This window comes from Micromonospora sp. NPDC048830, assembly GCF_043198215.1.
In the GTDB taxonomy this organism is placed as follows: Bacteria; Actinomycetota; Actinomycetes; order Mycobacteriales; family Micromonosporaceae; genus Micromonospora.
The window spans coordinates 41,720-66,605 of the sequence record NZ_JBICUP010000007.1 but is presented as its reverse complement, the minus strand read 5'-3'; the positions used below and the strand labels follow the sequence as shown (position 1 = coordinate 66,605).

The 24,886-nt window shown below is 74.7% G+C and carries 20 protein-coding genes and 7 pseudogenes; 15 read left to right on the top strand and 12 right to left on the bottom strand.

What is annotated here, in order from left to right; all coding sequences use genetic code 11:
- Nucleotides 1-4: 4 nt before the first annotated feature.
- Nucleotides 5-1,759, bottom strand: coding sequence for an ATP-binding protein (locus tag ACGFIZ_RS09190; protein WP_393417623.1), 1,755 nt, complete (start codon nt 1,757-1,759; stop codon nt 5-7).
- A gap of 228 nt (nt 1,760-1,987) precedes the next feature.
- Here ACGFIZ_RS09190 and ACGFIZ_RS09185 point away from each other — a divergent pair.
- The 5 genes and pseudogenes from ACGFIZ_RS09185 to ACGFIZ_RS09165 all read left to right on the top strand — a co-directional run.
- Nucleotides 1,988-2,470 (top strand): annotated as a pseudogene (locus ACGFIZ_RS09185) (hypothetical protein); the annotation flags it as partial.
- A gap of 292 nt (nt 2,471-2,762) precedes the next feature.
- Nucleotides 2,763-3,005: pseudogene (locus ACGFIZ_RS09180) on the top strand (M4 family peptidase); the annotation flags it as partial.
- A pseudogene (locus ACGFIZ_RS09175) lies at nt 2,969-3,271 on the top strand (M4 family metallopeptidase); the annotation flags it as partial. The pseudogenes ACGFIZ_RS09180 and ACGFIZ_RS09175, both read left to right, overlap by 37 nt.
- 23 nt (nt 3,272-3,294) lie before the next feature.
- Nucleotides 3,295-3,435, top strand: a pseudogene (locus tag ACGFIZ_RS09170) (M4 family metallopeptidase); the annotation flags it as partial.
- Between the two features lie 67 nt (nt 3,436-3,502).
- Nucleotides 3,503-3,589 (top strand): hypothetical protein, encoded by an 87-nt coding sequence (locus ACGFIZ_RS09165; RefSeq protein ID WP_393417621.1) that lies wholly within the window; start codon nt 3,503-3,505, stop codon nt 3,587-3,589.
- A 63-nt stretch (nt 3,590-3,652) separates the two neighbouring features.
- On the opposite strand, the gene ACGFIZ_RS09160 is transcribed toward ACGFIZ_RS09165, so the two are convergent.
- Nucleotides 3,653-4,399, bottom strand: a complete 747-nt coding sequence (locus tag ACGFIZ_RS09160; protein ID WP_393417372.1) for a pyrimidine reductase family protein — start codon at nt 4,397-4,399, stop codon at nt 3,653-3,655.
- A gap of 152 nt (nt 4,400-4,551) precedes the next feature.
- On the opposite strand from ACGFIZ_RS09160, the gene ACGFIZ_RS09155 reads away from it, so the two are divergent.
- Nucleotides 4,552-5,097, top strand: coding sequence for a plasmid pRiA4b ORF-3 family protein (locus ACGFIZ_RS09155; protein WP_393417370.1), 546 nt, complete (start codon nt 4,552-4,554; stop codon nt 5,095-5,097).
- A 109-nt stretch (nt 5,098-5,206) separates the two neighbouring features.
- On the opposite strand, the gene ACGFIZ_RS09150 is transcribed toward ACGFIZ_RS09155, so the two are convergent.
- A complete protein-coding gene (locus tag ACGFIZ_RS09150) occupies nt 5,207-5,803 on the bottom strand; it encodes a hypothetical protein (protein ID WP_393417619.1) in 597 nt (198 codons plus the stop codon).
- 1,278 nt (nt 5,804-7,081) lie between these two features.
- On the opposite strand from ACGFIZ_RS09150, the gene ACGFIZ_RS09145 reads away from it, so the two are divergent.
- Nucleotides 7,082-8,128, top strand: a complete 1,047-nt coding sequence (locus ACGFIZ_RS09145; RefSeq protein ID WP_393417369.1) for a LacI family DNA-binding transcriptional regulator — start codon at nt 7,082-7,084, stop codon at nt 8,126-8,128.
- A 209-nt stretch (nt 8,129-8,337) separates the two neighbouring features.
- Here ACGFIZ_RS09145 and ACGFIZ_RS09140 read toward each other — a convergent pair.
- Together ACGFIZ_RS09140 and ACGFIZ_RS09135 are read right to left on the bottom strand one after the other, a co-directional pair.
- A pseudogene (locus tag ACGFIZ_RS09140) lies at nt 8,338-9,491 on the bottom strand (acyl-CoA dehydrogenase family protein).
- Nucleotides 9,468-10,346 (bottom strand): annotated as a pseudogene (locus tag ACGFIZ_RS09135) (phosphotransferase family protein); the annotation flags it as partial. The pseudogenes ACGFIZ_RS09140 and ACGFIZ_RS09135, both read right to left, overlap by 24 nt.
- Before the next feature lie 98 nt (nt 10,347-10,444).
- Here ACGFIZ_RS09135 and ACGFIZ_RS09130 point away from each other — a divergent pair.
- Nucleotides 10,445-11,149, top strand: a complete 705-nt coding sequence (locus ACGFIZ_RS09130) for an amino acid-binding protein (RefSeq protein ID WP_393417367.1) — start codon at nt 10,445-10,447, stop codon at nt 11,147-11,149.
- Nucleotides 11,150-11,390: 241 nt separating this feature from the next.
- Nucleotides 11,391-12,527, top strand: a complete 1,137-nt coding sequence (locus ACGFIZ_RS09125; RefSeq protein ID WP_393417365.1) for a GNAT family N-acetyltransferase — start codon at nt 11,391-11,393, stop codon at nt 12,525-12,527.
- Between the two features lie 17 nt (nt 12,528-12,544).
- On the opposite strand, the gene ACGFIZ_RS09120 is transcribed toward ACGFIZ_RS09125, so the two are convergent.
- On the bottom strand, nt 12,545-14,110 hold the full coding sequence (locus tag ACGFIZ_RS09120) for an aldehyde dehydrogenase family protein (protein ID WP_393417363.1): 1,566 nt from the start codon (nt 14,108-14,110) through the stop codon (nt 12,545-12,547).
- A 797-nt stretch (nt 14,111-14,907) separates the two neighbouring features.
- On the bottom strand, nt 14,908-15,672 hold the full coding sequence (locus ACGFIZ_RS09115; protein WP_393417361.1) for an LPXTG cell wall anchor domain-containing protein: 765 nt from the start codon (nt 15,670-15,672) through the stop codon (nt 14,908-14,910).
- Between the two features lie 438 nt (nt 15,673-16,110).
- On the opposite strand from ACGFIZ_RS09115, the gene ACGFIZ_RS09110 reads away from it, so the two are divergent.
- Nucleotides 16,111-16,698, top strand: coding sequence for a hypothetical protein (locus ACGFIZ_RS09110; protein ID WP_393417359.1), 588 nt, complete (start codon nt 16,111-16,113; stop codon nt 16,696-16,698).
- A gap of 54 nt (nt 16,699-16,752) precedes the next feature.
- Here the strand turns inward: ACGFIZ_RS09110 and ACGFIZ_RS09105 are convergent, their stop codons facing one another.
- Both ACGFIZ_RS09105 and bioB read right to left on the bottom strand, forming a co-directional pair.
- Entirely contained in the window at nt 16,753-16,995 is a 243-nt protein-coding gene (locus tag ACGFIZ_RS09105) for a hypothetical protein (protein ID WP_393417357.1), read from the bottom strand.
- A 17-nt stretch (nt 16,996-17,012) separates the two neighbouring features.
- Complete coding sequence (gene bioB / locus ACGFIZ_RS09100; protein ID WP_393417355.1) at nt 17,013-18,008, bottom strand: biotin synthase BioB; 996 nt, start codon at nt 18,006-18,008, stop codon at nt 17,013-17,015.
- A gap of 180 nt (nt 18,009-18,188) precedes the next feature.
- Here bioB and ACGFIZ_RS09095 point away from each other — a divergent pair, with 180 nt between their 5' ends.
- The 4 genes from ACGFIZ_RS09095 (at nt 18,189) to ACGFIZ_RS09080 (ending at nt 21,273) form a co-directional block, all read left to right on the top strand.
- The gene (locus ACGFIZ_RS09095; protein ID WP_393417617.1) at nt 18,189-19,325 is read left to right on the top strand and encodes an 8-amino-7-oxononanoate synthase; all 1,137 of its coding nucleotides are present in this window, start codon (nt 18,189-18,191) and stop codon (nt 19,323-19,325) included.
- Nucleotides 19,326-19,461: 136 nt separating this feature from the next.
- Entirely contained in the window at nt 19,462-20,166 is a 705-nt protein-coding gene (gene bioD, locus ACGFIZ_RS09090; RefSeq protein WP_393417615.1) for a dethiobiotin synthase, read from the top strand.
- Between the two features lie 199 nt (nt 20,167-20,365).
- Nucleotides 20,366-20,545, top strand: coding sequence for a hypothetical protein (locus ACGFIZ_RS09085; protein WP_393417353.1), 180 nt, complete (start codon nt 20,366-20,368; stop codon nt 20,543-20,545).
- Nucleotides 20,542-21,273 (top strand): response regulator, encoded by a 732-nt coding sequence (locus ACGFIZ_RS09080; protein ID WP_393417351.1) that lies wholly within the window; start codon nt 20,542-20,544, stop codon nt 21,271-21,273. The genes ACGFIZ_RS09085 and ACGFIZ_RS09080 overlap by 4 nt, the downstream gene beginning before the upstream one ends.
- Nucleotides 21,274-21,344: 71 nt before the next feature.
- On the opposite strand, the gene ACGFIZ_RS09075 is transcribed toward ACGFIZ_RS09080, so the two are convergent.
- Both ACGFIZ_RS09075 and ACGFIZ_RS09070 read right to left on the bottom strand, forming a co-directional pair.
- A complete protein-coding gene (locus ACGFIZ_RS09075; RefSeq protein WP_393417349.1) occupies nt 21,345-22,523 on the bottom strand; it encodes a cytochrome P450 in 1,179 nt (392 codons plus the stop codon).
- A gap of 9 nt (nt 22,524-22,532) precedes the next feature.
- On the bottom strand, nt 22,533-23,201 hold the full coding sequence (locus ACGFIZ_RS09070) for a class I SAM-dependent methyltransferase (RefSeq protein WP_393417347.1): 669 nt from the start codon (nt 23,199-23,201) through the stop codon (nt 22,533-22,535).
- Nucleotides 23,202-23,409: 208 nt separating this feature from the next.
- Between ACGFIZ_RS09070 and ACGFIZ_RS09065 the strand changes: the two are divergent.
- Nucleotides 23,410-23,868: pseudogene (locus ACGFIZ_RS09065) on the top strand (fatty acid desaturase); the annotation flags it as partial.
- A 185-nt stretch (nt 23,869-24,053) separates the two neighbouring features.
- On the opposite strand, the gene ACGFIZ_RS09060 reads toward ACGFIZ_RS09065, so the two are convergent.
- Complete coding sequence (locus ACGFIZ_RS09060) at nt 24,054-24,656, bottom strand: TetR/AcrR family transcriptional regulator (RefSeq protein ID WP_393417345.1); 603 nt, start codon at nt 24,654-24,656, stop codon at nt 24,054-24,056.
- Nucleotides 24,657-24,886 lie beyond the last annotated feature (230 nt).

Genomic DNA, 24,886 nt, shown 5'->3' with positions numbered 1-24,886 from the left:
CCCCCTAGAACGGGATGTCGTCGTCGGTCGCGCCGCCGCCGGAGCCGACCACCGCGAACGGGTCGGCCGCCCCGGTGATCGAGCGCAGCGTCTGCGACGGCACCCGGCCGGCCTCGGAGACCCGGGTCGCCCAGGCCGGGAACGGGAACTCCAGACACAGCGGCACCGGGATGTCCGGCTGGTTGACGAACATCGTGCCGGGCTTGGCCAGCAGCGCCCGCTGCCGCTGGGCCGGCGGCAGGAAGCCGTACTCGGGGCGGGACGCCTCGGCCGGGTCGAGCCGGCCGACCACCCGGATCGCCGAGTTGGTGACGATCCGCCGCTCCACCTCGCTCGCGGTCTGCTGCGCGCCGACCAGGATCACCCCGAGCGAGCGGCCCCGCTCGGCGATGTCGAGCAGCACCTCCTTGATCGGCGAGGAGCCCTCCCGGGGGGCGTACTTGTTCAGCTCGTCGAGCACGACGAACAGCAGCGGCTTCGCGGTGCCCGCCTTCTCCTTGCGCTCGAACTCGCTCTTGAGCGTCACGCCGACCACGAACCGCTGCGCGCGGTCCGGCAGGTTGTGCAGGTCGACGACGGTGACCTGGGCGCTCTCGGCGGTGTTGATGCTGTGCGGGCGACGGGTGGCCAGGTCGCCCCGGATGAGCCGGCCCAGGTCCTTCTTGCTGCCGATCAGCCGCCGGGCGAACGCGTTGACCGTGCCCAGCCCGACCGCGCTGCCGGCCCAGTCGCCCCGGGTCTCGTCGTCGTTGAGTTGCGCGACGACGTGGTCCACCAGGTCGGCGTACGACCCCAGCCGGACCCCGTCGACGCTCACCCCGCCGTCGGCGGGCTGGGCGTACCGGGCCAGGTGGGCGGCGACCGAGTGGACCACCATCGTGTACTGCTGGCGCTCGTCGTCGGCGTCGGCGAACACGTACGGCAGCAGCCGGTCGGCGCAGAACTCGCTCAGCGTCCAGTAGAAGCTGTCCACGCCGGTGAGCCGGCTGCTCACGTCCGGGGTGCCGGAGGAGTCGCCGACCCGGGGCGGGGCGTACACCCGCACGTCGGGGAACGCGCCGGCGTCCAGCCCGAGCTTCGCGTACCCGGCCCGGGTGGCGTCGTCCAGCCTGACGTTCGGGTGGTCGAGGAAGAGCAGGTCCTCGCCCTTGACGTTGAAGATCAGCGCCTTGGCGTTGACCGCGTCGCCGCCGAGCACCCCGGACCGGAAGACGGAGTAGAGCAGGAACGTGGCGAAGCTGGTCTTGGTGGCCACGCCGGAGATGCCGGAGATGGAGACGTGGGCGCCCCGGGTGCCGTCGAGGAAGTCGGCGTTGAGGTAGACCGGCACCCCGTCGCGGCCCATCCCCATCGGGATGCGCCGCTCCATCCGGTCGAAGTGCAGCGCCCGGGCCCGGGCGTCGCCCTCGGCCCGGTGCACGACCGCGCCGGGCGTCGGCGGCACGTAGAACTCGGGGTCGACCCGGGTGGTGGTCACCTCGGCGGCCTCCTGCACCTGGGCGGGCAGCGTGCCGTCGGCGATGGCGAACACGTCGGAGTCGAACTGGGCGCCCTCGTGCCGGGCGCGTACCTGGGTCACCACCCCGGCGATCGTCACCGGCTCCCGGTCGGGCAGCTCCCGGCGGGTCACCACCACGTCGTCGAGCTGCAGGTAGCTGCCGGGGGAGACGGCCGTCCAGAACTGCAGGGGGGTGGCGTCGGCGGTGCCGAGCACCCGGCCCACGCCCTCGCTCGAGCCGTCGAAGCCGTCGTCGGCGATTCCGTCGTCGGCGATCGGCACGCTGTCCGTCATCCGCGCGCTCCGGTCAGTCGGTCGTCTCGCTGAGGGCACAACACGAGGAGCATCCTGCCCGAGGGATGCGACAGGTTGCCACGCGACGCGGCGGACGCCACCCGTCGACCAGACCCGCGTAGCCTTTCGTGTCGCGACAGTTACCGAAAGTCATCCCAGAAATGTTGGCCGCAGGGCGCGACAGACGGGGGACGGGTGGCGCGAGAACAGGCTGCGGGTGACATCGAAGATCTTCCCCCAATCGATCTTTGTGTGCGCCCTGGCGGCCCTTCACCTGCGGGCCGTCGCCCGGTCCGCCGCCACACTGGCGGGCCGTCGCCGGTCGGTACCCCCCCCGACCGGCCGTCCCTGGCGAAGGCAGGAACCCATGCGTCGTACCACCCTCCTGGGCGGACTGGCCGCGGCCGCCGTGCTGGCCGCGGCCGTGCCCGGCGCGGCCCCACGGCCGCCCCCAGCCCCGCCGCCCCCGCCGCCGACGCGCTCAGCCGCGCCGTCGCCCACCTCAAGGCCCGCTCCGCCAGCGTGTTCGTCGCCGACGGGCAGAGCTTCACCCTCAAGAACGTGGCGACCGACGCCGACGGCACCGAGCACGTCCGCCTGCACCGCTACCAGGACGGGCTGCCCGTCCTCGGCGGCGACCTGGTCGTCCACCTGGGTAGGGGGAACTCCTGGCGGGGAGTCACCCAGAGCCTCACCGCCGCCCCGCGCCGGGACGCGCGGGCCGCGGTCGGGGCGCCCGCCGCGGGCCGCGTGGCACTCGCCGCCTCCACCGCCACCGGACGCACCGTCGACGGCACCCAACTGGTGTACGCCGCCGACGCCGCCGGCACCGCCCTGGCGTACGAGGTGGTCGTCGGCGGGGCGTACGCCGACGGCACCCCGAGCGAGCTGCACGTCGTGGTCGACGCCACCAGCGGCGCGGTCCGGGACTCCTGGGAGGGCGAACGGCGGCACCAGCGGCACCGGCACGCTGGTCACCTCGGCGTCGAACGTCTTCGGCGACGGGACCCTCGCCAACCGGCAGACCGCCGCCGCCGACGCCCACTACGGCGCGGCCGCGACCTGGGACTACTTCAGGGACACGTTCGGCCGCAACGGCATCCGCAACGACGGCGTCGCCGCGTACAGCCGGGTGCACTACAGCACCAACTACGCGAACGCGTTCCGGAGCGACTCCTGCTTCTGCATGACGTACGGCGACGGCGGCTCCGGCTGGTACCCGCTGACCTCGCTCGACGTGGCGGGGCACGAGATGAGCCACGGCGTCACCAGCAACACACCGCCGGCCTGCGCTACAGCGGCGAGTCCGGCGGCCTCAACGAGGCGACCAGCGACATCTTCGGCACCCTCGTCGAGTTCTCCGCCGCGAACAGCCGGGAGCCGGGCGACTACCTGATCGGGGAGAAGCTGCGCAGCAGCGGCGTCCCGCTGCGGTACATGGACCAGCCGTCGAAGGACGGCCGCTCGGCCGACTGCTGGTCCAGCTCCGTCGGCCGCTGGACGTGCACTACTCCTCCGGCGTGGGCAACCACTTCTTCTACCTGCTCGCCGTCGGCAGCGGCTCCTCCGCGTACGGCACCAGCCCCACCTGCAACGGCAGCACCGGCATCGGCATCGGCAACGCCAAGGCGGGCGCGATCTGGTACCGCGCGCTGACCACGTACATGACCTCGCGCACCAGCTACGCGGGGGCGCGCACGCACCGCCACCCTGTCGGCCGCCGCCGACCTCTACGGCAGCGCCAGCACCGAGTACCAGACCGTCGCCGCCGCCTGGTCGGCCGTGAGCGTCAACTGACCGGTACGCGCACCGCGGGCGCTGGCGGCTCCGGGGCTGCCGGCACCCGCGGTGCGCGGGGGCTCAGTCGCGGGCGTACCGGAGCAGCAGCGTGCCGTCGGACGCGGCCAGGACGTGCCGCAGCGGCAGGTGGCGGGGCGCGCTGGCGTCCCCGGCGGTGATCCGGCCGGCCCCGGCGCCGGCCAGCAGCGGCGCCACGGTCAGGCAGACCTCGTCGACCAGGTCGGCGGCGGTGAGCGCGCCGAACAGCAGCGGCCCGCCCTCGCAGAGCAACTGCCCGAGGCCGCGCCGGCGCAGCTCGGCCAGCCCAACCGTCAGGTCCACCCGGTCGGCGCCGCAGCGCACCAGCTCGGCCACCTCGGTCAGGCCGGGCGGCGCCTCGGCGGCGGCGGAGGTGAGCACGATCGGCCGTACGGGCGCGTCCGCGAAGGCCGCCTGCGCCGGGTCGAGGTCCAGGGAGCCGGAGACCACGATCAGGGTCGGGTACTCCGCCAGCCCCTGCTCCCGCCGCCAGGCCCGGCGCGGCTCGCTGAGCCGTACGGCCCGGTAGCCCTCGTGGCGCAGCGTGCCGGCGGCCACGACGAGGCCGTCGCAGAGCATCCGCAGCAGGCCGAACACCCGCTTGTCCGGTTCGCCCGACAGCCCCGCCGAGTAGCCGTCGAGGGCGACCGCGCCGTCGACGCTGGTCACGAAGTTGACCCGCAGCCGGGGACGCTCCGTCCGGCCGTACAGCGCCGTCAGCTCCGCGTCGTGCAGCGGCTCGGCGGCCGGGACCGGCCAGAGCCGGGAAATCGGGGCCGTGGCGCTCATTCGCCCGCCGGACCGGTGACCGGAGGGGTGGGTTCGGGGGTACGGTGCTGGCAGTCGCACCACTTCCGGCCCGGACAGTCGTCGTGCCGCCGCTCTCGGCAGGCTCGGCAGATCATGCCGGCAGCCTATGTCGTGGAAGGATGGGACAGCACATGCCGCGTCAGATCTACCAGCTGAAGGTATCCCTCGCCGGGGTTCGCCCGCCGGTCTGGCGGCGGGTGCTGATTCCCGGCGGATACACCCTCGACCGGCTGCACCGCGTGGTGCAGCACGCCATGGGCTGGCGGCACTGCCACCTGCACTCGTTCGAGATCGACGGCAGGCAGTACGGCGCGCCCGACCCCGACGGGGAACTGGCCCTGCGCGACGAGCTGGACGTCCGGCTCGACGCGGTGCTCGGCAAGGGCAGCCGTTTCCAGTACGTGTACGACTTCGGCGACTGGTGGGAGCACGACCTGCTCGTCGAGGACGCCTTCGCGGCCGACCCGGACGAGCGGTATCCGATCTGCCTGGCGGGGGAGCGGGCCTGCCCGCCGGAGGGCATCGGCGGCCCGCCCGGGCACCAGCTGATGCTGGCCGCGCTGGCCGATCCCGCCCACCCCGAGCACCGCTCGATGCGCGACTGGGTCGGCGACTGGTACGACCCGGACGCCTTCGACCCGGGCCGCGCCACCACCCTCCTCCGCCACCTCTGCTGACCGGCGCAGGACCGCCTCGTCGACGCTCCGGCCCGACGCCGGCCGAAGGCGCCGCTGGCCGGCACCCCGTCCTGTGGGGTGCCGGCCAGCGGCATTTGTTGTCCCTGTGTCAGCTGTTCCAGTGCTGGGCGACGAGGTCGGCGGCCTGCTGCTCCCACTGGGCGTACGCGTCCGGGTACGCCGACACCTGCACCGTCTGCGCGGCGTCGGTCAGCGGCATGTCCTGCCACCCGTCCACCTGCTTCAGGCCCTTCAGGAACGCCGTCGTCGAGTACTGCGGGTCGGTGATCTGCTCCGGGGTGCCCCAACCCGACGACGGCCGCTGCTGGAACAGGCCCAGCGAGTCGTGGTCGTTACGGTCACCCAGGTGCCCCAGGTTCTCCAGCTTCGACTCCTGGAGACTCGTGGCGATCGAGATGACGGCGGCCCGCTCGGGCAGGCCGGCCTTCTTCGTCGCGGCGATGATCGCCTTCGCGTTCGCCACCTGCTCGCCGTCAAGGTCGATGCGGGACTGCGCGCCCTGCACCCCGTGCGGGATCAGCTTGCCGCTGTCGGGCTTGTCGGCCTGCACGGCCACGGCAACCGGCTTCGCCTCGACCGGCGAGGCGGTCGTGGCAGTCGTGGCGTGCAGGGGACCGGCGGCCAGCCCACCGGCGAACGCGAGACCGGCAACACCGAGAACGCTCTTACGCAGCATCGTGTTCATCATCAAAGCTCCATTCGGGGGTCGACACCCACGCCGGGCCGTATGGGGGACGGCCCTGTGCAGGGTGTGAGCACCGTCAGGCGCTCGAAAGCTTGAGGGGAAGAGGGGGAGGAGTCTCTGCCCGGTGCGACCGCGGGGGCGGGGGATGCCCCGGTCGGGCCAAGGGGTGCCTCGTCGCGGGCGCCGGGACCATGCACAACGACCGGCGGCCCGTCACCATTCCGGGCCCGGCCCACCCGCCTCACGGACACGGAAGCGGGACGCCGTCCTCGGTCGTGCGCCAGGTGTAACGACCCCGGCCCGGCCACGATTCCGCCCCCACGATGCCGCCGATCACACCCGGCAGCAGCCGCGAACCGGACACACGGTGGCGAATGGCCGCACCCCGGGGCCGGGGTGATCCACTCCGTGTCACCGACATCGGCGCATCCGTGTCACTCGGATAGCCCCATGTCGCCGCCATGGAGTCGATCACGGCACCGGCATCCACCCCGCCCCGGCCACGATGCTGCCCCGGCGGTGTCCCCGGTCGCCCGCCAACACCGCCCAGACCGGACATTCGATGCGAACGGGTACACCCGGACGGGTTGATCCACTCCATGTCGCCGACATGGCGGTGTCCGAGCCCTGGGATGCCCGCCATGTCGCCGACATGGAGTCGATCACCATCTGGACCGCCCACAGCGAACGCGAACACCGTGGCAAACAAGACCCGCCGGCCCACCGAACGAGCGTGGCCCACCGAACGAGCGTGGCCCACCGAACGAGCGTGGCCCACCGAACGAGCGTGGCCCACCGAACGAGCGTGGCGTACGGAACAGACGGCGCGAACGGCTACCGGATCGCAACGAGGCCGGATCGGCAACGACCGGAACGAACCGATGGACAGCAACCGGGACGGGGGCCGGGTGGGGCCCGCCGTGACCGGCGCAGGGATCAAGCCTGACCGCCCGGAGCCGGTCACGGCGGGTCCCACCCCCACCGCAACCAGCTCGGACCAGGCACGGCGGGCCCACCCCAACCGCAACCACGACGCACCAGCACGGCGGACGCCACTCCCACCGCAACCACCGAGCGCCAGTCACGGCCGGCCCCGTCCGAGCGAGCCGAGCGCCAGTCACGGCCGGCCCCGTCCGAGCGAGCCGAGCGCGAGCACGGCCCGCCCCAACCCTCATCGCAACGAACGAACGCAAGGCACGCTGTGCAGCTACTTTGCCTGGTCGTTGATGGATAATTCGCGGGAGACACCGGGGCCGCCGGCTGTCGGAGGAGCAGACGATGACGACGCAGCCCACCCGGTCGCTCGGGCGTCCAACCCTCGATGCGGTCGCCGCCCGCGCCGGGGTCGGCCGCGGCACGGTCTCCCGCGTGGTCAACGGCTCAACCCAGGTGAGCCCGGGGGCTCGGGCCGCCGTGCAGCGGGCCATCGCGGAGCTGGGGTACGTGCCGAACCGGGCGGCACGCGCGCTGGTCACCCGGCGGACCGACTCGGTGGCGCTGGTCGTGTCCGAGTCCGGGGGCGGGGCCTTCACGGAGCCGTTCTTCGCCGCGATCGTCCGGGGAATCAATGCGGCGCTGCTGGCGACGCCGATGCAGCTGTGGCTGGCCATGGCGCGGTCCCCGGTGGAACGGGAGCGGGTCGAGCACCACCTGACCAACCAGCATGTCGACGGCGTGTTGCTGCTGTCGCTGTACGACGCCGATCCGCTGCCCACCCTGCTCGAGGAGCGCGGGCTGCCGACCGTGCTCGGCGGCCGGCCGGCCCGGACGCTCCAGCCGGGCGCACAGCCGGCGTACTTCGTCGACGTGGACAACGCCGGCGGTGCGCGCAACGCCACGCGGTACCTGTTCGACCGCGGCCGGCGGCGGATCGCCACGATCGCCGGGGCCCAGAACATGGGCGCCGGCCTGGCGCGGTTGACCGGCTACCGGGAGGCCGTCGAGGCCGTGGGGGTCGGGCTCGACCCGAACCTGATCGCGTACGGCGACTTCGGCGAGGAGAGCGGGGCGGCCGGCATGCGCCACCTGCTGGAGGTCCGCCCCGACCTCGACGCGGTCTTCGTCGCCTCCGATCTGATGGCGTTCGGCGCGCTGCGTACGCTGCGCGAGGTCGGCCGGCGGGTGCCGGAGGACGTGGCGGTGATCGGCTTCGAGGACGCCCCGGTGGCCCGGTACGCCGACCCGCCGCTGACCACCGTCGCCCAGCCGATCGAGGAGATGGGCCGGCGGATGGCCCAGTTGCTCGTGGCCCGCATCCGCGGCGACGAGCTGCCCGCCCCGTACGTCCTGCTCGACACCCACCTGGTGCGCCGCGCCTCCGCCTGACGCCCGCCCCCGCCCCGCCCACCGCCCCCGGATCCCGCGATCTTGCACTTCGTGCCCCGGCACAGGGGGCAAAGGTCGCAAATTAGGGGCCGAAAGTGCAAGATCGGCGAGGCCGTGGGCGGCGGGGAACCCGGGGTGGGAGCGGGCCGGGCGGGCCGGGATGGGGTGGGGTGGGGTGGGAACGGGCCGGGGTGGGGGGTAACGGGGGATCAGGGGGTGGGGGAAGACCAGCGGCGCAGTTCGCGTCTGGCCAGCGAGGCGCGGTGCACCTCGTCGGGGCCGTCGGCCAGGCGCAGCGTGCGGGCCTGCGCCCAGAGGGCGGCGAGGGGGGTGTCCTGGCTGACGCCCGCCGCGCCGTACCCCTGGACGGCCTTGTCGATCACCCACTCCGCCATGGCCGGGGTGGCGATCTTGATGGCCTGGATCTCGGTGTGCGCGCCCCTGTTGCCGACGGTGTCCATCAGCCAGGCGGTCTTGAGCACCAGCAGCCGGGCCTGCTCGATGCGGACCCGCGACTCGGCGATCCACTCCCGGACGACGCCCTGCTCGGCGAGCGGCCGGCCGAACGCCACCCGGTCCAGCGCCCGCCGGCACAGCAGCTCCAGGGCCCGCTCGGCCATGCCGACCAGCCGCATGCAGTGGTGGATGCGCCCCGGGCCGAGGCGGGCCTGGGCGATGGCGAACCCGGCGCCCTCCGCGCCGACCAGGTTCTCCGCCGGCACCCGTACGTCGGTGAAGTCGATCTCGGCGTGCCCGCCGTGCGGGGCGTCGGTGTAGCCGAAGACGGTCATGCCGCGGCGTACGGTCACGCCCGGGGTGTTCCGGGGGACCAGGATCATGCTCTGCTGGCGGTGCCGGTCGGCGCCGGGATCGGTCTTGCCCATGACGATGAAGATCTCGCAGCGCGGGTCCATCGCCCCGGACGACCACCACTTGCGGCCGTTGATCACGTACGAGTCCCCGTCGCGGGCGATGCGGGTGGCGATGTTGGTGGCGTCGGAGGAGGCCACCTCCGGCTCGGCCATGCAGAACGCCGAGCGGATCTCGCCGTCGAGCAGGGGCTTCAGCCAGCGCTCCCGCTGCGCCGGCGAGCCGAACTCGGCCAGCAGCTCCATGTTGCCGGTGTCCGGGCGGCGCAGTTGACCGCCTCGGGGGCCAGGTGCGGGCTGCGGCCGGTCAGCTCGGCCAGCGGGGCGTACTGGAGGTTGGTCAGCCCGGCGCCGTAGCGGGGGTCGGGGAGGAAGAGGTTCCACAGGCCGCGCCTGCGCGCCTCGGCCTTCAGCTCCGCCAGCACCGGCGGACGGGCCCACGGGTCGCCGGCCGCGGCCACCTGCTCGGCGTGCGCCACCAGCGGTGCGACCAGGTCGCCGATCCGGTCGAACCCCCCGCCGAGCGTCTGCCCGAGCGTGTGCCGGTAGTGGATGCCCTCGCAGATCACCGCGAGCTTGAAGCAGCCCAGGGCGACGTGCCAGTGCAGCGGGCCGACGTCGACGTCGGCGCGCCCGGCGTACCGGGCGATCAGCTCGGAGCCGGTGGGGAAGCCGGCGCGCGAACCCAGCCCGTCGGCGACCGGGTTGCCGGCGGCGGCGTCGCTGTCGCCGAGCACGTCCCAGTACGTCAGCAGCAGCCCCAGGTCGGCCAGCGGGTCGCCGAGCGTGGCCATCTCCCAGTCGAGCACGGCCCGTACCGACACCGGGTCGACGGTGGCGAGGAGGTTGTCCAGCCGGTAGTCGCCGTGCACGATCCGCCCGGCGTTCGCCCCCTCGGGCACGGAGGCGGCGAGCGCGTCGCGCAGCTCGTCGACGCCCGGCACCGGGCGGCTGCGGGACTGGTCGAGCTGCGCGGCCCAGCGGCGTACCTGCCGGCCGAGGAAGCCGTCGGGGCGGCCGAAGTCGGCCAGCCCGACCGCCGCGGGGTCGACCGCGTGCAGGGCGGCGAGGGTGTCCATCATCGCCAGGGCCAGCTCGCGCCGCTGCCCGACGGTCAGCTGATCGGTCTGCGACCGGCTGTGGAACACCTCGCCGGTCACCCGTTCCATCAGGTAGAACGGCGCGCCGATCACGTCCGGGTCGGGGCAGTACAGCAGCGCCCCCGGCACCGGCACGGCGGTGGCGGCGAGCGCCGAGACGACCCGGTGCTCCCGGGCCATGTCGTGCGCGGTGGCCAACACGTGCCCGAGCGGCGGCCGGCGCAGCACCACCTCGCGGTTTTCCCGTCGGGACATGCCGCGGCAACAGGGGCGAAATGGTCAACCGGCAGGCTGGGGTCCAGCCTGCCGGCCGCCCCGCGCCGGCCCCACCGAACGGAGGGACGACCATGTTGCTGAGAGTTCGGGTGACCCTGCCGGACCGCCCCGGCACCCTCGGCCAGGTGGCCCGCACGCTCGGCGTCGCGGGCGCCGACATCGTCCAGGTGGTCGTCCTGGAGCGGCTCGGTGGGCGGGCGGTCGACGACTTCACGGTGGTCTGGCCGGGCGCCGCCCGGGTGGAGCGGCTGCTGGCCGGCCTGGCCGCCATCCCCGGCGTACGGGTCGACGGGGTCTGGCGGGCGATCGGCGCCCCGACCGCCACGGGCCAGGACGCCGAGCTGCTGGCCCAGGTCGCCGGCAACCCGGCCGACGGGTTGGCCACCCTCGTCGACGCGGTCCCCGGGCTGCTCGGCGCGGACTGGGCGGTGGCGGCGGCGGTCCCGGCGGACTGGGCGTCGCGGACCGGGGGCACCGGCGACGCCACCGTGGGGCACGCGAGCTGGCGGGCGCCCGTACCGGCCCGGCTGCCCGAGATCACCCCGCTGCGGGCCCGCGCGCTGACCGGCGCCGACGGCCGCCACTACGCGGTCGCGCCGTTCGGCCGGGCGGGGCTGGTACTGGTGGTGGCCCGGGAGCACCACGAACCGCTGACCGCCGCCGCGTTCCACGCCACGGAGGTGGACCGGCTCGCCCTGCTCGTCCGGGCCAGCGCCGTGATCCTCGGGGGCCGGCTGGACCTGGTCGGCGCGCCGCCGGTGGTGGCCGGCGGGTGAGGTGAGTGGGCCCCGGTGCGGGGCCCGTGGGTCGGCCGGGTCCAGGTGCGAAAGACCCGGCCGACCGGGTGGTGTGGGCCCGGCCGGTGCGGCCGGGCCCAGGTGCGTCGCACGGGCACCCCGTCCGTCGGCGCGCCGGGTGTGTCGGGCGTCATGCCGGACGGTCCGGACCGTCACGCCCGGGCAACGCCTCCGCAACAGGCGGCGGGCATCGTCGATGGTGGGAGAAGGGAGTCCAACCATGACGCTGTGGCGGATCCGGGCGACCGTGGACGACCGGCCGGGCTACCTGTCGGTGCTCACGGCGAGCCTCGCGTTGCGCGGGGTCAACATCCTCAGCGTGCAGGTGCACACCACCGAGGCCGGCGCGGTCGACGACTTCCTGGTCGACGCGCCGGACACCCTGGATGAGTCGGACCTGATCGCCGCCGTGGAGCGGGGCCGGGGGCGGGACTGCTGGGTGGCGCGCAGCGAGGCGCGCGGCCTGGCCGACCAGCCCACCCGGGTGCTCGGCCTGGCCACCCGGCTGGTGCACGGCCCGGAGGAGACGGGGGACGCGCTGCGGGCGCTGCTCGGCGCCGACGACGTCGCCTGGCGGCCGACCGGGGTCACCGGCGGGATCGACGGCACGACCATGCTGCTGCCCGACCCGGCCGGGGGGTCGTACCGGCTGCGCCGGGCCGCGCCGAGCTACACCCCCGCCGAGTACGCCCGCGCCCAGGCGCTCGTCGAGCTGGCGGCGGCCGTGTCCCGCCGGGCCGCGGACCACGTCACCCTGGCCCTGCCGGACGGCGCCGAGCTGCTCGTGCGGCCCGCGACCGCCGACGACCTGGCGGGCGTACGGGAGCTGCACGAGGGCTGCTCGGCGCGGAGCCGGCAGCGGCGTTACTTCGCCGGGGCGGCGCTGCCGTCGCCGGCGCGGCTGCGCCGGCTGCTGGCGCCGGCCGAGGGGCTGACCCTGCTCGCGACGACGACCGGCGGCCCGGGCGGGCCGGCCGGTCGGGTCGTGGCGATGGCGAACCTGGTCGCCGAGGGGGACGAGGCCGAGGTGGCCCTGCTGGTGCGGGACGACTGGCAGCGGCGCGGGATCGGCACCGCGCTGCTCCGGCGCCTGGTCGGGCAGGCCGAGCGGGCCGGTGTCGCGGCCGTGCTCCTGCACGTCCAGGCGGAGAACGGCCCGATGATGCGTACGCTGCGCCGGCTGGGCTGTGCCGCGACGGTGGAGCGGGACGGCTCCCTGGTGACCGTGACGATGCCCGTCACCCCGGATGCCGCCTTCGCCGCCGTGCCGTCTGTCCCTGCCGCGGTGTCGCCCGCCCCTGCCGCCGTGTCGCCCGCCTCCGCCGCCGTGTCGCCCGTCCGGCGCCGCCCCTGCTGAACGGCCACCCGTGGCCCTTACACCGCCGGGTAGCTGTTGTAGTCGGGGAAGTTGCCGTAGAGGCGGCCGTCGCCGCCCACCGTGACGGCCTGCACCAGCAGGTCGCCGCCGACGAAGGCGCCCTTCCAGGAGGCGCCCCGGCCGCCGAACGGCTCCTCCCGGTCGCCCCGGGAGCGGGGCTTGTTGATGCCGACCTTGAACGCCTGGAGATCGACGGCCAGCTTGCCGGCCAACTCCTCGTCGTCGCAGGCCAGCGAGGCGACCAGCGCGCCGTTGGAGGCGTTCATCTGGGCCAGCAGCTCGTCGGTGGTGTCCACCACGACGATGGTGTCGACGGGCCCGAACGGCTCGGCGTGCATGAGCCGGGACCGGCCGGGCGGGGCGAGCAGCACCGACGGCGCCACGTACGCCGAGGTGTCCTGGCCGTCGAGGAACGGCGCGCCGTCGAGCTTGCCCCGGTGCAGCGGCACCGCGCCGCCGCGTACCGCCTCCTCGACCTTGCGGCGCAGCTCGTCGGCCTTGGCCGCGCTGATCAGCGGGCCGAAGTCCAGCTCGGGCAGGGGGTCGCCGGCGGACCAGGTCTCGTCCACCGCAAGTGGATGGCCGAAGCGGATCGAGCGAACCACCGGCAGGTACATGTCGAGGAACTCGTCGACCAGGTCCCGCTGCACCACGAACCGCGGGTACGCGGTGCAGCGCTGCTTGCCGTACTCGAAGCCCTTCTTCAGGTGCCCGGCGAGCAGGTCCCACTGCGAGAAGTTCCAGATGCCCCAGGCGTTGAGGCCCTCCTGCTCGATGAAGTGCCGCTTGTCGGTGTCGAGCAGCGCGGCGGCCACCTTCCCGCCGTTGGACCGGCCGCCGACGAACGCCACCGCGCCGATCTCGGGGGCCCGGACCAGGACCTCGGACAGCTCCTCGCCGCCGCCGGAGACCAGGGTGGCGGGCAGCCCGGCGCGGCGCATCAGCGCGTGCGCGACGGTGAGGCAGACGGCCCCGCCCTGCGAGGGGGTCTTCGCGATGACGGCGTTGCCGGCGAGCAGCTGCACCAGCTCGGCGTGCACCAGCACGCTCATCGGGTAGTTCCAGCTCGCGATGTTGCTGACCGGCCCGGGCAGCGGTTCCCGGCCGTCGGCGAGCATCCGGTCGATCTCCCCGACGTACCAGCGGACGCCGTCGAGGGCCCGGTCCACGTCGGCGCAGGCCAGCCGCCACGGCTTGCCGATCTCCCAGACCAGCAGCAGGGCGAGCAGGTCGCGGTGCGCGGTGAGGGCGTCCAGGGCGTCGGTGACGCGGGCCTTCCGCTCGGCCAGCGGGGTCTGCGCCCACTCGCGGTGGGCCGCGGCGGCGTACGCGACGGCCGCGCGGGCGGCCTCGGCGTCCAGCCTGGGCAGGTTGACCAGGACGGTGTTGTCGACGGGGGTGCGCACCGGGCTGGGCGAGCCGACCGGGCGCCAGTCGCCCTCGACGAGGTTGCGCAGGGTGGTCACGCCGCCGGACTCGGGCCCGAATGCCTCGGGCGTGGCGGCCACGGCGCGGGCGAGGGTGTCGGCCCAGGCGGTGCCGTCGGCGAGTCGTAGTGCCATCGCGGATCTCCTCAGGATCGGCCGGGGAGCGGCGGCGTCGATGGCACCGCTGGTGTGGCGTACTGTCCCGCGGCGGCGCGGCGGGCGGCAACAGTACGTTCGTATGCCAGGACGCGAGGCCGCCTCCGGGGCGCCGTCGCGCGCCCATCGGACCGTGCTCAGAGAGGGCTGACCAGCGGATACGCCGACAATTAGATGATTATTGTCGATTATGTGATCCATGTCGGGGTGGCCAGACGTGCGCGCGGGTGATCCGCCCGGCCCGGCCGACGGACTCCGTCGACGACCTCAGGGGCGGTCGGCCGCGGGCCCGTTCGGACCGGGCGTCGAGGCCGATGTCGGTCACGCACTGGCGCGACCCGTTGACCTCGCTGGTCGACCCGTTGACGACGAGAGCCGACCCGCTGAAACCCCGTGTCGGCGCGCAGCATCGTGACCAGCGGCTTGGCGCCGATCAGGGACTGCTTGTCGTACAGCACGACCGGGCCCTTGACCGGGTGGTCGCCAGGCGCGACGTAGACCGGCCCGGTGGCTGCCGGTGCCCAACGCGGCGTTGATGGCGGCCTGGGCGCCGACCGTCGGGTCGATCTCATGGCAGCCGGCCCGGGATTCGTCTGCCCCGTCACCGTCCCCGGGGCTGGCCAGCAGACCTCGGTGGGCCGGGCCGTCGCCCGGCCAGCCGCGCCGGCCCCGTCGGCAGGTTCCGTCGTCGACCCGGGTCGACAGGGTCCGTCGTGGCCCCGACACGCAACCGGCCGCCGGGCGAGGCCCGGCGGCCGGATCGGGGTGTCGCCGGGTCAGCTCGTGAAGGTGATCCTGTCCCGACGGCGGCGCAGCAGCACCAGGGCGGCACCGCCGCCGATCAGTGCCACGCCGGTCAGCGCCATGCTGGTCGCGGCCACGCCGGTCACCGGCAGGCCGCCCCCGCTGCCGCCGCTCCCGTCGCCGGCGCCCACGCTGGACGACGGCGCCGGCGTGCCGCCGGGCGTCCCCGCGAACGGGTCGGCGGACGGCGACCCCGGCCCGCCGGGCTGTCGGGACTCCGTCGCGGGCTCGCCGGAGGCCGAGCAGGGCTTGAGCCAGAAGACCTTGTGCTTGGCGTCCGAGGACCGGCCGTCGACGAGGTCCACGTCGAGCTTGAGGTGGTAGCCCTGCTTGTCGTGCGCCTTGACGCCCGCCAGGTCGAGGTCGGCGGCGGAGAGCCGGATGACCTCGTCGTGGTCGTTCTCGGCGCCGGCCGCCGGGTCGGTGCTGATGATCTTGTTCTGGACCGACCAGACGACCTTCCTCGGCGTGCTGGGCGGCTGGCTGGTGAGGGTGATGTCCGCCTTCTGGTTCGTGTCGAAGTTGAAGAACTCCAACTCGAACTCGCAGGTGACGTGCGGCTGGTTGTCGACCTTGTCCGTGAACGGCTGGCCGTCGATCTTGACTGTGCCGTTGTCGCCCCTGGGGTTGTGCCCGTTGCCCGGGGCGAGTTGGGCGAGCGGCGCGCTCGCCCACGCCGGGGCGGCGAAGGCGAGGCAGGCCGTGGCGGCGGTCGCGGTCAGAGCCGCGCGCACCACGCGCCGACGTTGTGGCATGAGGAGTCCTCCGGAGAAAGAGATCGAGGAGACGAGACATGATCGCACGCGCTGCGCCCCTGTTTGAACCCTGGGCGACGGCTTGAGCTGGGCCGCCGCCGTGGCGAATCCCACCGCTGCGGGAGGAGAAACCCGCCACTCGGCGGCATGTCGGCGTAACGTTTTCGCCACCGCTGACGCTGGCGCGCCGAAAGAGTGCCTGACGTGCAGCATCTCGACGAGCAGAAACAGGCCAGGGCGTGGGCGCGGCGCCACCTCGTCGCGGCGGGCGCAGGCCCGCGCCCCCTTGTCGTGCCCGTAGCTGTTCGGTGACCATATGTGCAACAGGACGTCACTGTCGCCGCTGCGGCACCGGGGTGCGGCCTGGACGTCCGCCGCCCGCGCCGGTCGGCGCGTGAGCCGTGTCCAGGAGGGACGACCATGCTCGACAGGAAGCGGGTGCCGCGGCGGGCCGTACTGACGGTGGGCCTGGCGGTGGCCGCCACTGCGGCGACCGCCGCGTTCCCGGCCGACCCGGCCATGGCGTGGGTGCTCCACCCGGCCCAGGCTGGGTGGCACTTCTACAACAGGTGCTTCGCCATGGTGCGGCTCGATGGCGTCCGCAACAACGCCTGCCCCGCCGGCGGCGGTCACGTCGAACAGGGCTGGACGTTCCAGCTGCCCTACACCACCAGCAGCGTCCGGCACGCCGGCGAGACGGCCGACCAGCAGAGCGCCTGGGTGCAGTGCAGCGACTGCTCGGGCCTGTACTACCTCGACTTCCCCGGGGTGTGCCCCGCTGGCGGCTTCGTCGGCCACGGCTTCTCGGGCACCTTCTTGCAGTACCTGATGCCACACGACATCGTCCCGCAGCCGCCCAACACCCAGTCGCCCTGGCGGTTCTGCCGCCTGTGCAGCGCCATGTACTACCAGGGCTACTACCCCAACGAGGGGCGCTGTGCCGCCCGGCCCGGGCTGGGGCACGATGCCGCCGGTCACGTTTTCCAGGTCCCGGTCTACTCCTACTGACCTGCCCGCCCGGACGGGGCCGGAACGCGGGAAACCCCGCGCCCCGCGGTGCGCTCAGCCGCGGATCTCGCCGTGCTCGACGCAGACCGCCGACCAGCCGGCCGGCACGACCTGCACCTTCATCCGCCGCCGGCAGTGCGCGCAGAACCGGGGCGGCTCCAGCTCGCGCGCCGCCCGGCAGGCCGCGTGCGCGCCGGCGCCGGCCGGCTCGCCGCAGCGGTCGCACCAGAGCTGCGCCGCCGCGGGCTCGACAAGCTCGGTCACGTCGTCCTCACACCGGGTCGCGGGAGTGCTCATGGGCTCGCGAAAGCTGCTCACAGGCTCGTGGAGAGCGCCTTCACCGGCATCTTCAGGTCTTCCAGCAGCGCCAGGTCGGCCGTCGCCGGCCGCCCGAGGGTGGTCAGGTAGTTGCCGACGATGACGGCGTTGATGCCGCCGAGCAGCCCGTCCCGGGTGCCCAGGTCGCCGAGGGTGATCTCCCGGCCGCCCGCGTACCGGAGGATGGTCCGCGGCATGGCCAGCCGGAACGCGGCGATGGCCCGCAGCGCGTCCCTGCCCTCGACCACGGGGCGGTCGCCGAGCGGGGTGCCGGGGCGGGGATTGAGGAAGTTCAGCGGGACCTCGTGCGGGTCCAGCTCGGCGAGCTGCGCGGCGAACTCGGCCCGCTGCTCCACCGTCTCGCCGAGGCCGAGGATGCCGCCGCAGCAGACCTCCATGCCGGACTCGCGGACCATCCGCAGCGTCTCCCACCGCTCCTCCCAGGAGTGGGTGGTGACGACGTTGGGGAAGTGGGAGCGGCAGGTCTCCAGGTTGTGGTTGTACCGGTGCACACCCATGTCGACCAGCTCGTCGACCTGTTCCTGGGTGAGCATGCCCAGCGAGGCCGCGACCTGGATGTCCACCTCCGCCCGGATGGCGGCGACGCCCTCGCGCATCTGCTTCATCAGCCGGGCGTCCGGGCCGCGCACGGCGGCCACGATGCAGAACTCGGTCGCCCCGGTCGCCGCCGTCTGCTTCGCCGCCTCGACCAGGGAGGGGATGTCCAGCCACACCGAGCGGACCGGCGAGGCGAACAGGCCGGACTGGGAGCAGAAGTGGCAGTCCTCGGGGCAGCCGCCGGTCTTCAGCGAGACGATGCCCTCGACCTCGACCTCGGGGCCGCACCAGCGCATCCGCACCTCGTGGGCGAGCTGGAGGGCGGCGGGAAGGTGCTCGTCGGGCAGGTTCAGCACGGCGAGGACACCGGCCTGATCGAGGCCGACGCCGTTCTCCAGCACCTGGGTACGGGCCTGGTCGAGGATCTCTGGCATGGCTCGTACCCTACAAGCCCGCCCGGCGGCGGGAACGGCTCGCCCCCGGGCGGCAGGCCGCTGACCAGCGGCGTTCCCGGCGGCGGTTGCGGCTACGGCCGGGGTGGATCCGCCGGAACCCCGACGGGGCAGGTGGTAGCTTCGCCCCGCGGGGGCGGGGCCGACGACGAGGGGGTGGCGGTGGCGGACTGGCTGGCGGCGCTGCGCCGCCGCGCCGAGTTGCGGGCCAGGGCGGGGCTGACGCGGCGTCTGCGTCCCCGGGCCGCCGGTGCCGCGATGGTCGACCTGGCCGGCAACGACTACCTCGGTCTGGCCACCCACCCCGAGGTCACGGCCGCGGCCGCGCGGGCGCTGTCGGCGTACGGGCTGGGGGCGACCGGCTCCCGGCTGGTGCGCGGGTCCACCGACGCCCACCACGAGCTGGAGCACGCCCTCGCCGACTGGCTCGGCACCGACGGCGCGCTGGTGTTCTCCTCCGGCTACCTGGCCAACCTCGGCGCGGTCCGGGCGCTGGTCCAGCCCCGTACGCTGCTCGTCTCCGACGCGCACAACCACGCGTCCCTGATCGACGGTTGCCGGATCTCCGGCGCGCAGACCGTGGTCACCCCGCACGCCGACGTGGCCGCGGTGGCGGACGCGCTGGCCGCCGCCCCCGGCCGCCCGGCCGTGGTGGTCACCGAGTCCGTCTTCTCCGTCGACGGCGACCTCGCCCCGCTGGCGGAGCTGCACGCCGTGGCCCGCCGGCACGGCGCGCTGCTGCTGGTCGACGACGCGCACGCGCTCGGCGTCACCGGCCCGACCGGGGCCGGCGGGGTGGCCGCCGCCGGGCTGGCCGGCGAGCCGGACGTGGTGGTCACCGCCACGCTCTCGAAGGCGCTGGGCGGCGCGGGCGGCGTGGTCGCCGGGCCGGCCGAGTTCGTTCGGCACCTCGTGGAGACCGGGCGTACCTTCATCTTCGACACCGCCCTGCCGCCGGCGGTGGCCGCCGGGGTGCGGGCGGCCGTCGACCTGGCCCGCGCGGGCGACGGCCTGCGCGCCGAGCTGGCCGACCGGGCCGCCCTGGCGGTGCGCCGGCTGCGTGCCGCCGGGCTGACCGTCTCCGCGCCGGACGCCGCCGTGGTGTCGGTGACGGCTCCCGGCCCCGAGGCGGCGACCGCCTGGGCCGCCGACTGCGCCGACCGGGGGGTGGCAGTTGGCTGCTTCCGCCCACCGTCGACGCCGGACAGCCGGTCCCGGCTGCGGTTGACCCTCAGCGCCGGGGTGCCCCGGGCGGACTTCGCGCGGGCGCTCGACGTGATCGTGGCGTGCGCGCCGTGAGCCACCTGCGCCGCGGCGGGGCGGGCGGCGTATCGTGCCGCCCCGTGAGTGGGCTGTGGCACGGCGGCGCGGGGCGCGGGCGGGCGGCGCGCGGACGGCGGGAGGTGGCGTGGTGAGTGCGGCGTGGACCGGGCCGGTGTTGGTCACCGGCACCGACACCGAGATCGGCAAGACGGTGGTGACGGCGGCGGTGACGGCCGCCGCGCAGGCCGCCGGGCTGCGGGTCGCCGTGGTCAAGCCCGGCCAGACCGGTACGGCCACCGGCGACCCCGGCGACGTCGACACCGTCACCCGGTTGGCCGCGCCGCTCACCGGCCGCACCCTGGCCAGTTATCCCGATCCGCTCGCCCCGCTGGCCGCGGCCCGGGTGGCGCAGCTGGAGCCGTTGGAGCTCTACACGGCCGTCGACGCGATCCGCGAGGAGATCGACAAGCACGACCTGGTGCTGATCGAGGGGGCGGGCGGGCTGCTCGTACCGATGGGGCTGCGCCCCTCGGGCGAGCCCTGGACGGTGGCCGACCTGGCGGTGGCGCTGGACGCGCGGGCCGTGGTCGTGGCCCGGGCCGGGCTCGGCACCCTCAACCACACCGCCCTGACCCTGGAGGCCCTGGAGCGCCGCGCGGTGCCGGCGGGCGTGGTGATCGGCGCGTGGCCGGCCGAGCCCGAGCTGGTGCACTGGGCCAACCTGACCGAGCTGGTGCCCGACCTGCTCGGCGCGCTGCCGGCGGGGGCCGGGTCGATGGACCCCGGGGTGTTCCGCCGCTCCGCGCCGGGCTGGCTCACGCCCACCCTGTACGGGGTGCTCGACGACTGGCGGGCCTGGGCCGAGGACGCCGGCTGACCACCCGACTTTCGTCGGTGCCCGGCCCCGGCCGGCGTCGGTAGCCTGGCCGCCGTGCGGTGGGTGCGACGGTACGGCGACGGGCGGGGCGGGCTGCTCCGTGACGGGCTGCTCTGGGCGGTGCTGGCCGCCCCGATCGGGTTCGCCCGGCTCACGCCCCCGTGCGACCGGTACGCCCTGCCGCTCGGCGCGGCTGCCGTTGGGTGCTGCCCGGCAGGAGCTGACCGGGCTGCCGCGCCGCCAGGCGGAGCCACCGACGCCCGGGGGTGGGCCCGGCTGCGAGTACTACACCGGTGGCAACTTCCCGTTCGCGCAACCGACCTGGCGGCTCTGCCTCACCGACGGGCGACTGGTCAGCAAGGAGCGGATCGACAGATGACGAACCGGTGGGACGGCGTGCCGGCAGGCGATGCCGACGGCCGCGACCCGGCGGCGCGTGGCGCCCGGCCGGTGCGCGTGGTGCTGGCCGACGACGAGGCGATGATCCGGGCCGGGGTCCGGGCCATCCTCGGCGCCGACCCGGGCATCGAGGTGGTCGGCGAGGCCGGGGACGGGGCCTCGGCCGTCGAGCTGGTCCGGGCGTACCGGCCGGACGTGGCGCTGCTGGACATCCGGATGCCCCGGCTGGACGGGCTGGCCGCGGCCGCCGAGATCCGTCGGCTGGTGCCGGGGACGGCGACGGTCATGCTCACCACGTTCGGCGAGGACGACCACGTGGCCCGGGCGCTGGGGCACGGGGCGAGCGGCTTCCTGCTCAAGGCGGGTGACCCCCGGGAGCTGATCGCCGGCGTACGGGCGGTGGCCGACGGCGGGGCGTACCTGTCGCCGCGGATCGCCCGGCGGGTGATCGAGCTGAACGGCGCCCGGCTGGCCCGGCGCCCCGCGGCGCGGGAGCGCACGGCGGGGCTGACCGAGCGGGAGCGGGAGGTGCTCGCCCTGGTCGGGGCGGGGCTGTCCAACGCGGAGATCGCCCGCCGCCTGCACCTCGTCGAGGGCACCGTGAAGAGCTACCTCACCAGCATCTTCACCCGGCTGGAGGTGCGCAACCGGGTGCAGGCCGCCGTCCTCGCCCACGAGGCCGGCCTCGTCGATGACACCCTCGGGTGAGAGGGGAACGCTTCGCTACCTCAGGTGTCGACAAGGACCCCCTCCTCGTTCCTCAGGCGCGACGACGCTCCTCAGGCGCGACGACGCTCCTCAGGCGCGACAACGAAGGCGTCCGGCATGCGGAAGGTGAGGTTGTCGGGGCACCAGGGCGGCCGGACCACCCGCACCCCGTCGAGCAGCGGGGCGGCCTCGGCGACCACCACCGCCGCCTCCAGCCGGGCCAGTTGGGCGCCGACGCAGCGGTGCGCCCCCGCCCCGAACGCCAGGTGCCGGCGCGAGCCGCGTTGCCCGGGCGCGAACGCGGCGGGCTGCGGCACCACCGCGGGGTCCCGGCCGGCGCGGGCCAGCCAGAGCACGACGCTGGTGCCCGCCGGCACCGCCGTACCGCCCAGCGTGGTGTCGACGGCGGCGACCCGCCGCCAGGTGACGATCGGCGGCTCCAGCCGTAGTCCCTCCTCCACCACGTCGGCGACGGAGACGCTGCCGTCGCGCAGCCCGGCCCGCACCTCCGGCTCGCCGGCGAGCCGGTGCAGCAGCAGGGTGAGGAACTGCGAGGTGGTCTCCTGGCCGGCGACCAGCAGGAAGAACAGCGCGCCGACCACCACGTCGGGGGAGTGCCCGGCCGCCCGCAGCCGGGCGGCGAGGCCCCCGCCGGTGGCGGCGAACGCGCGCAGCACCCGGTGGAACCGCCCCACCTCGGCGGCCAGGGCCCGCTGGCGGTGCTCGTCCAGCGGCGCCCAGAACAGCTCCAGCGCCGCGCGGGCGAACTCCTTCACCGCGCCGACCGGCGCGTCTGGCAGTTCGACGAGCCGGGCCAGCACCAGCAGCGGCAGGTCGGCGGCGAGGCCGGCGTACAGGTCGACCGGTACGCCGGCGTCGAGCGCCGCGCGCAGCCGGGCGACCCGCTCGCGGACGAGGCCGGTCAGCCACGGCCGCTGGGCGGCGACCCGGTCGGGGTGCAGCGCGTCGGCGACGATGCCCCGGATCTCCGGGTGACTGGCGCCGGAGTTGTTGGCCAGGGTCGGCGGCAGGCGGAACCGGTGCCCGGCGAGTACCCGCAGGGCGGCCACCGGGATCGGGGTGACCGCGTCGAGGGCGTTGTCCGGCCGGAACGTGGCCGGGTCGGCGAGCACCTGTCGGACCAGCGCGTGCCGGGTCACCACCAGGTGCCCGACGCCGACGTGGTCGACGACGGTCGCCACGTCCGGCCACGGCCCGTCGGTGGCGTCCCCCCACCCCCGGAACAGCACGCCGACACGCTAACGGGCGGCCCCCGGCCGGGCCGGGTTCAGCTCCCACACCGTGGTGCGCTTCACGCGTACGCTCTCCAGCGCCTCCGGCACCGGCACGTCGTACCTGGCCAGCTCGCGGAACCGCTCGCGGGGCAGGAACGCCCGGCCCGGGTCGCCGACCAGGACCCGGGCGCCCGCGCGGGCGGCCCGGAGCAGGAAACGCAGCATGCGGCGGGCCATCGCCTCGCTGTAGAACACGTCCCCGGCGAGCACCACCTCGGCGTCGCCCGCGTCGCCGTCGAGGATGTCGCCGAGTTCGGCGTCGACGCGTACGTCGTTGGCGGCGGCGTTCAGCGCGACGGCGGCCACGGCGCGCTCGTCGACCTCGACGGCGCGGACCGCCGTGGCCCCGGCGCGGGCGGCGGCGACGGCGACCAGGCCGGAGCCGGAGGCGAGGTCGAGCACCCGGCGGCCGGCGGCGACGTCCGGGTGGTCGAGCACGTAGCGGGCGAGGCCCTGGCCGCCCGCCCACGCGAAGGCCCAGAACGGCGGCGGCTGGGAGCTGTGGAACTCGCCCTCGGTCAGCTCCCACAGGCCGATCGGCTCGTCGGCCTGGTGCAGCCGGACCTCGGGGACGAAGGGCACCGGGGCGAGCCGCGCGTGTAGCCGGACGAAGGCCGTGGAGAGATCGGACACCCGGTGATTCTCCCCGCCGGGCCGGCCGCGGCCACGTGGGCCCCGCCGGGTCGGCCGCGGCCACGTGGGCCCCGCCGGGCCGGCCGCGGCCACGTGGGCCCCGGAGCGAGCCGGATCGGCTTTACAAAACCTGCCTACTTGTAAAACCATGTGGCCCATGTCACAGTAGGGGCCGTACCGAGAGATCAGAGTTCGCCCATGTCTGCCGGTGCCGACGCGACCGTCTCCGCCGCCTGGCGTGACCCGCGCCGGGCGCTCTGGCCGCTCGCCCTGCTCGTGCCGACGCTGCCGTTCCACGGCCGGGGCAGCCTGCGTCGGCGTGGCGGTTGGAGGCGCGCCGGCTGCGGCTGCGGGGCGGCAGCCCCTGGACGTACCGCAACGACGTGCTCAACGCCTGGGCGATGACGGTGGCCCTGTTCGCCGTCCTGGTCGTCGCGTTCGGGCCGGCGGTGCTGCCCTTCCTGCTGCTGCAGGCGGTGGTGGGGTTCTCCTGCTGCAGGCGGTCAACTACGTGGAGCACTACGGCCTGGCCCGGCGGCGCACGCCGGCCGGCCGGTACGAGAGGGTCGACCGGCACAGCTGGAACAGCGACCGGAACGTGACGAACCTCTTCCTGTTCCAGCTCCAGCGGCACAGCGACCACCACGCCGACCCGCTGCGGCGGTACCAGGCGCTGCGCAGCTTCGACGTCTCCCCGCAGCTGCCCGCCGGGTACGCCACGATGGTCGTCGCGGCGCTGCTGCCCCCGCTGTGGCGCCAGATCATGGACCACCGGGTGCTGGCGCACTACGGCGGCGACCTGGAACGGGCCAACGTCCACCCCACCGGCCCGGGCCCGGCTGCGCCGGCGGTTCAGTCCAGCTGGGCCGGCTCCAGCCCCAGCTCGCGGGCGGTGACGAGACGGACCCACTCGACGAACTGCCGGCGGGAGATCACCCGCTCGTGCACCGCGAGCTGCACGGCCAGCCCGTCCATCACCGCGCTGATCCGCCAGGCGGCGCCGGCCGGGTCGGCGCACTCGAAGGTGCCCTCGCGCACCCCCTGCGCGATCACCGCGGCGAGGTCCTCCCGCCAGCGCAGGTCCAGCCGGCGGGAGAGCCGTTCCAGCTCCGGCGTGCGCAACGACTCGGACCAGCCGTCGATCCACATCGACCAGGAGGTGGGGCGGCCCGAGGGGGTGTAGAGCCTGAGCATCCGCCGGAGTTTGGCCAGGGGCGGCGCGGACGAGCGCACCACCATGTCGAGGCGCGCCAGGTCCTGCTCCACGGCGTACGCGAAAGCCTGCGCGAGCAGCCTGTCCTTCGTGGCGAAGTGGTAGAAGACCAGGGCCTGGCTCACCCCGGCGGCCTCGGCCACGTCCGCAGTGCGGGTGTTGGCCAGGCCCCGTTGGGAGATCACGTCACAGGCCGTGCGCAGCAGGGCATCCAGGCGGATCTCGGCGGCACGTCTCGTCACGCGGCTACCGTAACCTATCCGTTCGTTCACAAACAGTTACCGCTCCGGGTCAGGCGGGCGCGCCAGAGTCGGAAGTCCGACACTTTTCGGACTTGTATGGGACGTCCATTCCGGTATCCACCCAGGCTCCTAGGAAGTTCTGCGGGTCGTGCCGCCGCCGCGCCTCGATTCACCCGGGGCGAGGTGGAGGCGGCGCTGCGCGACCGTCCCGGATGTACCAGCGGTCGTGC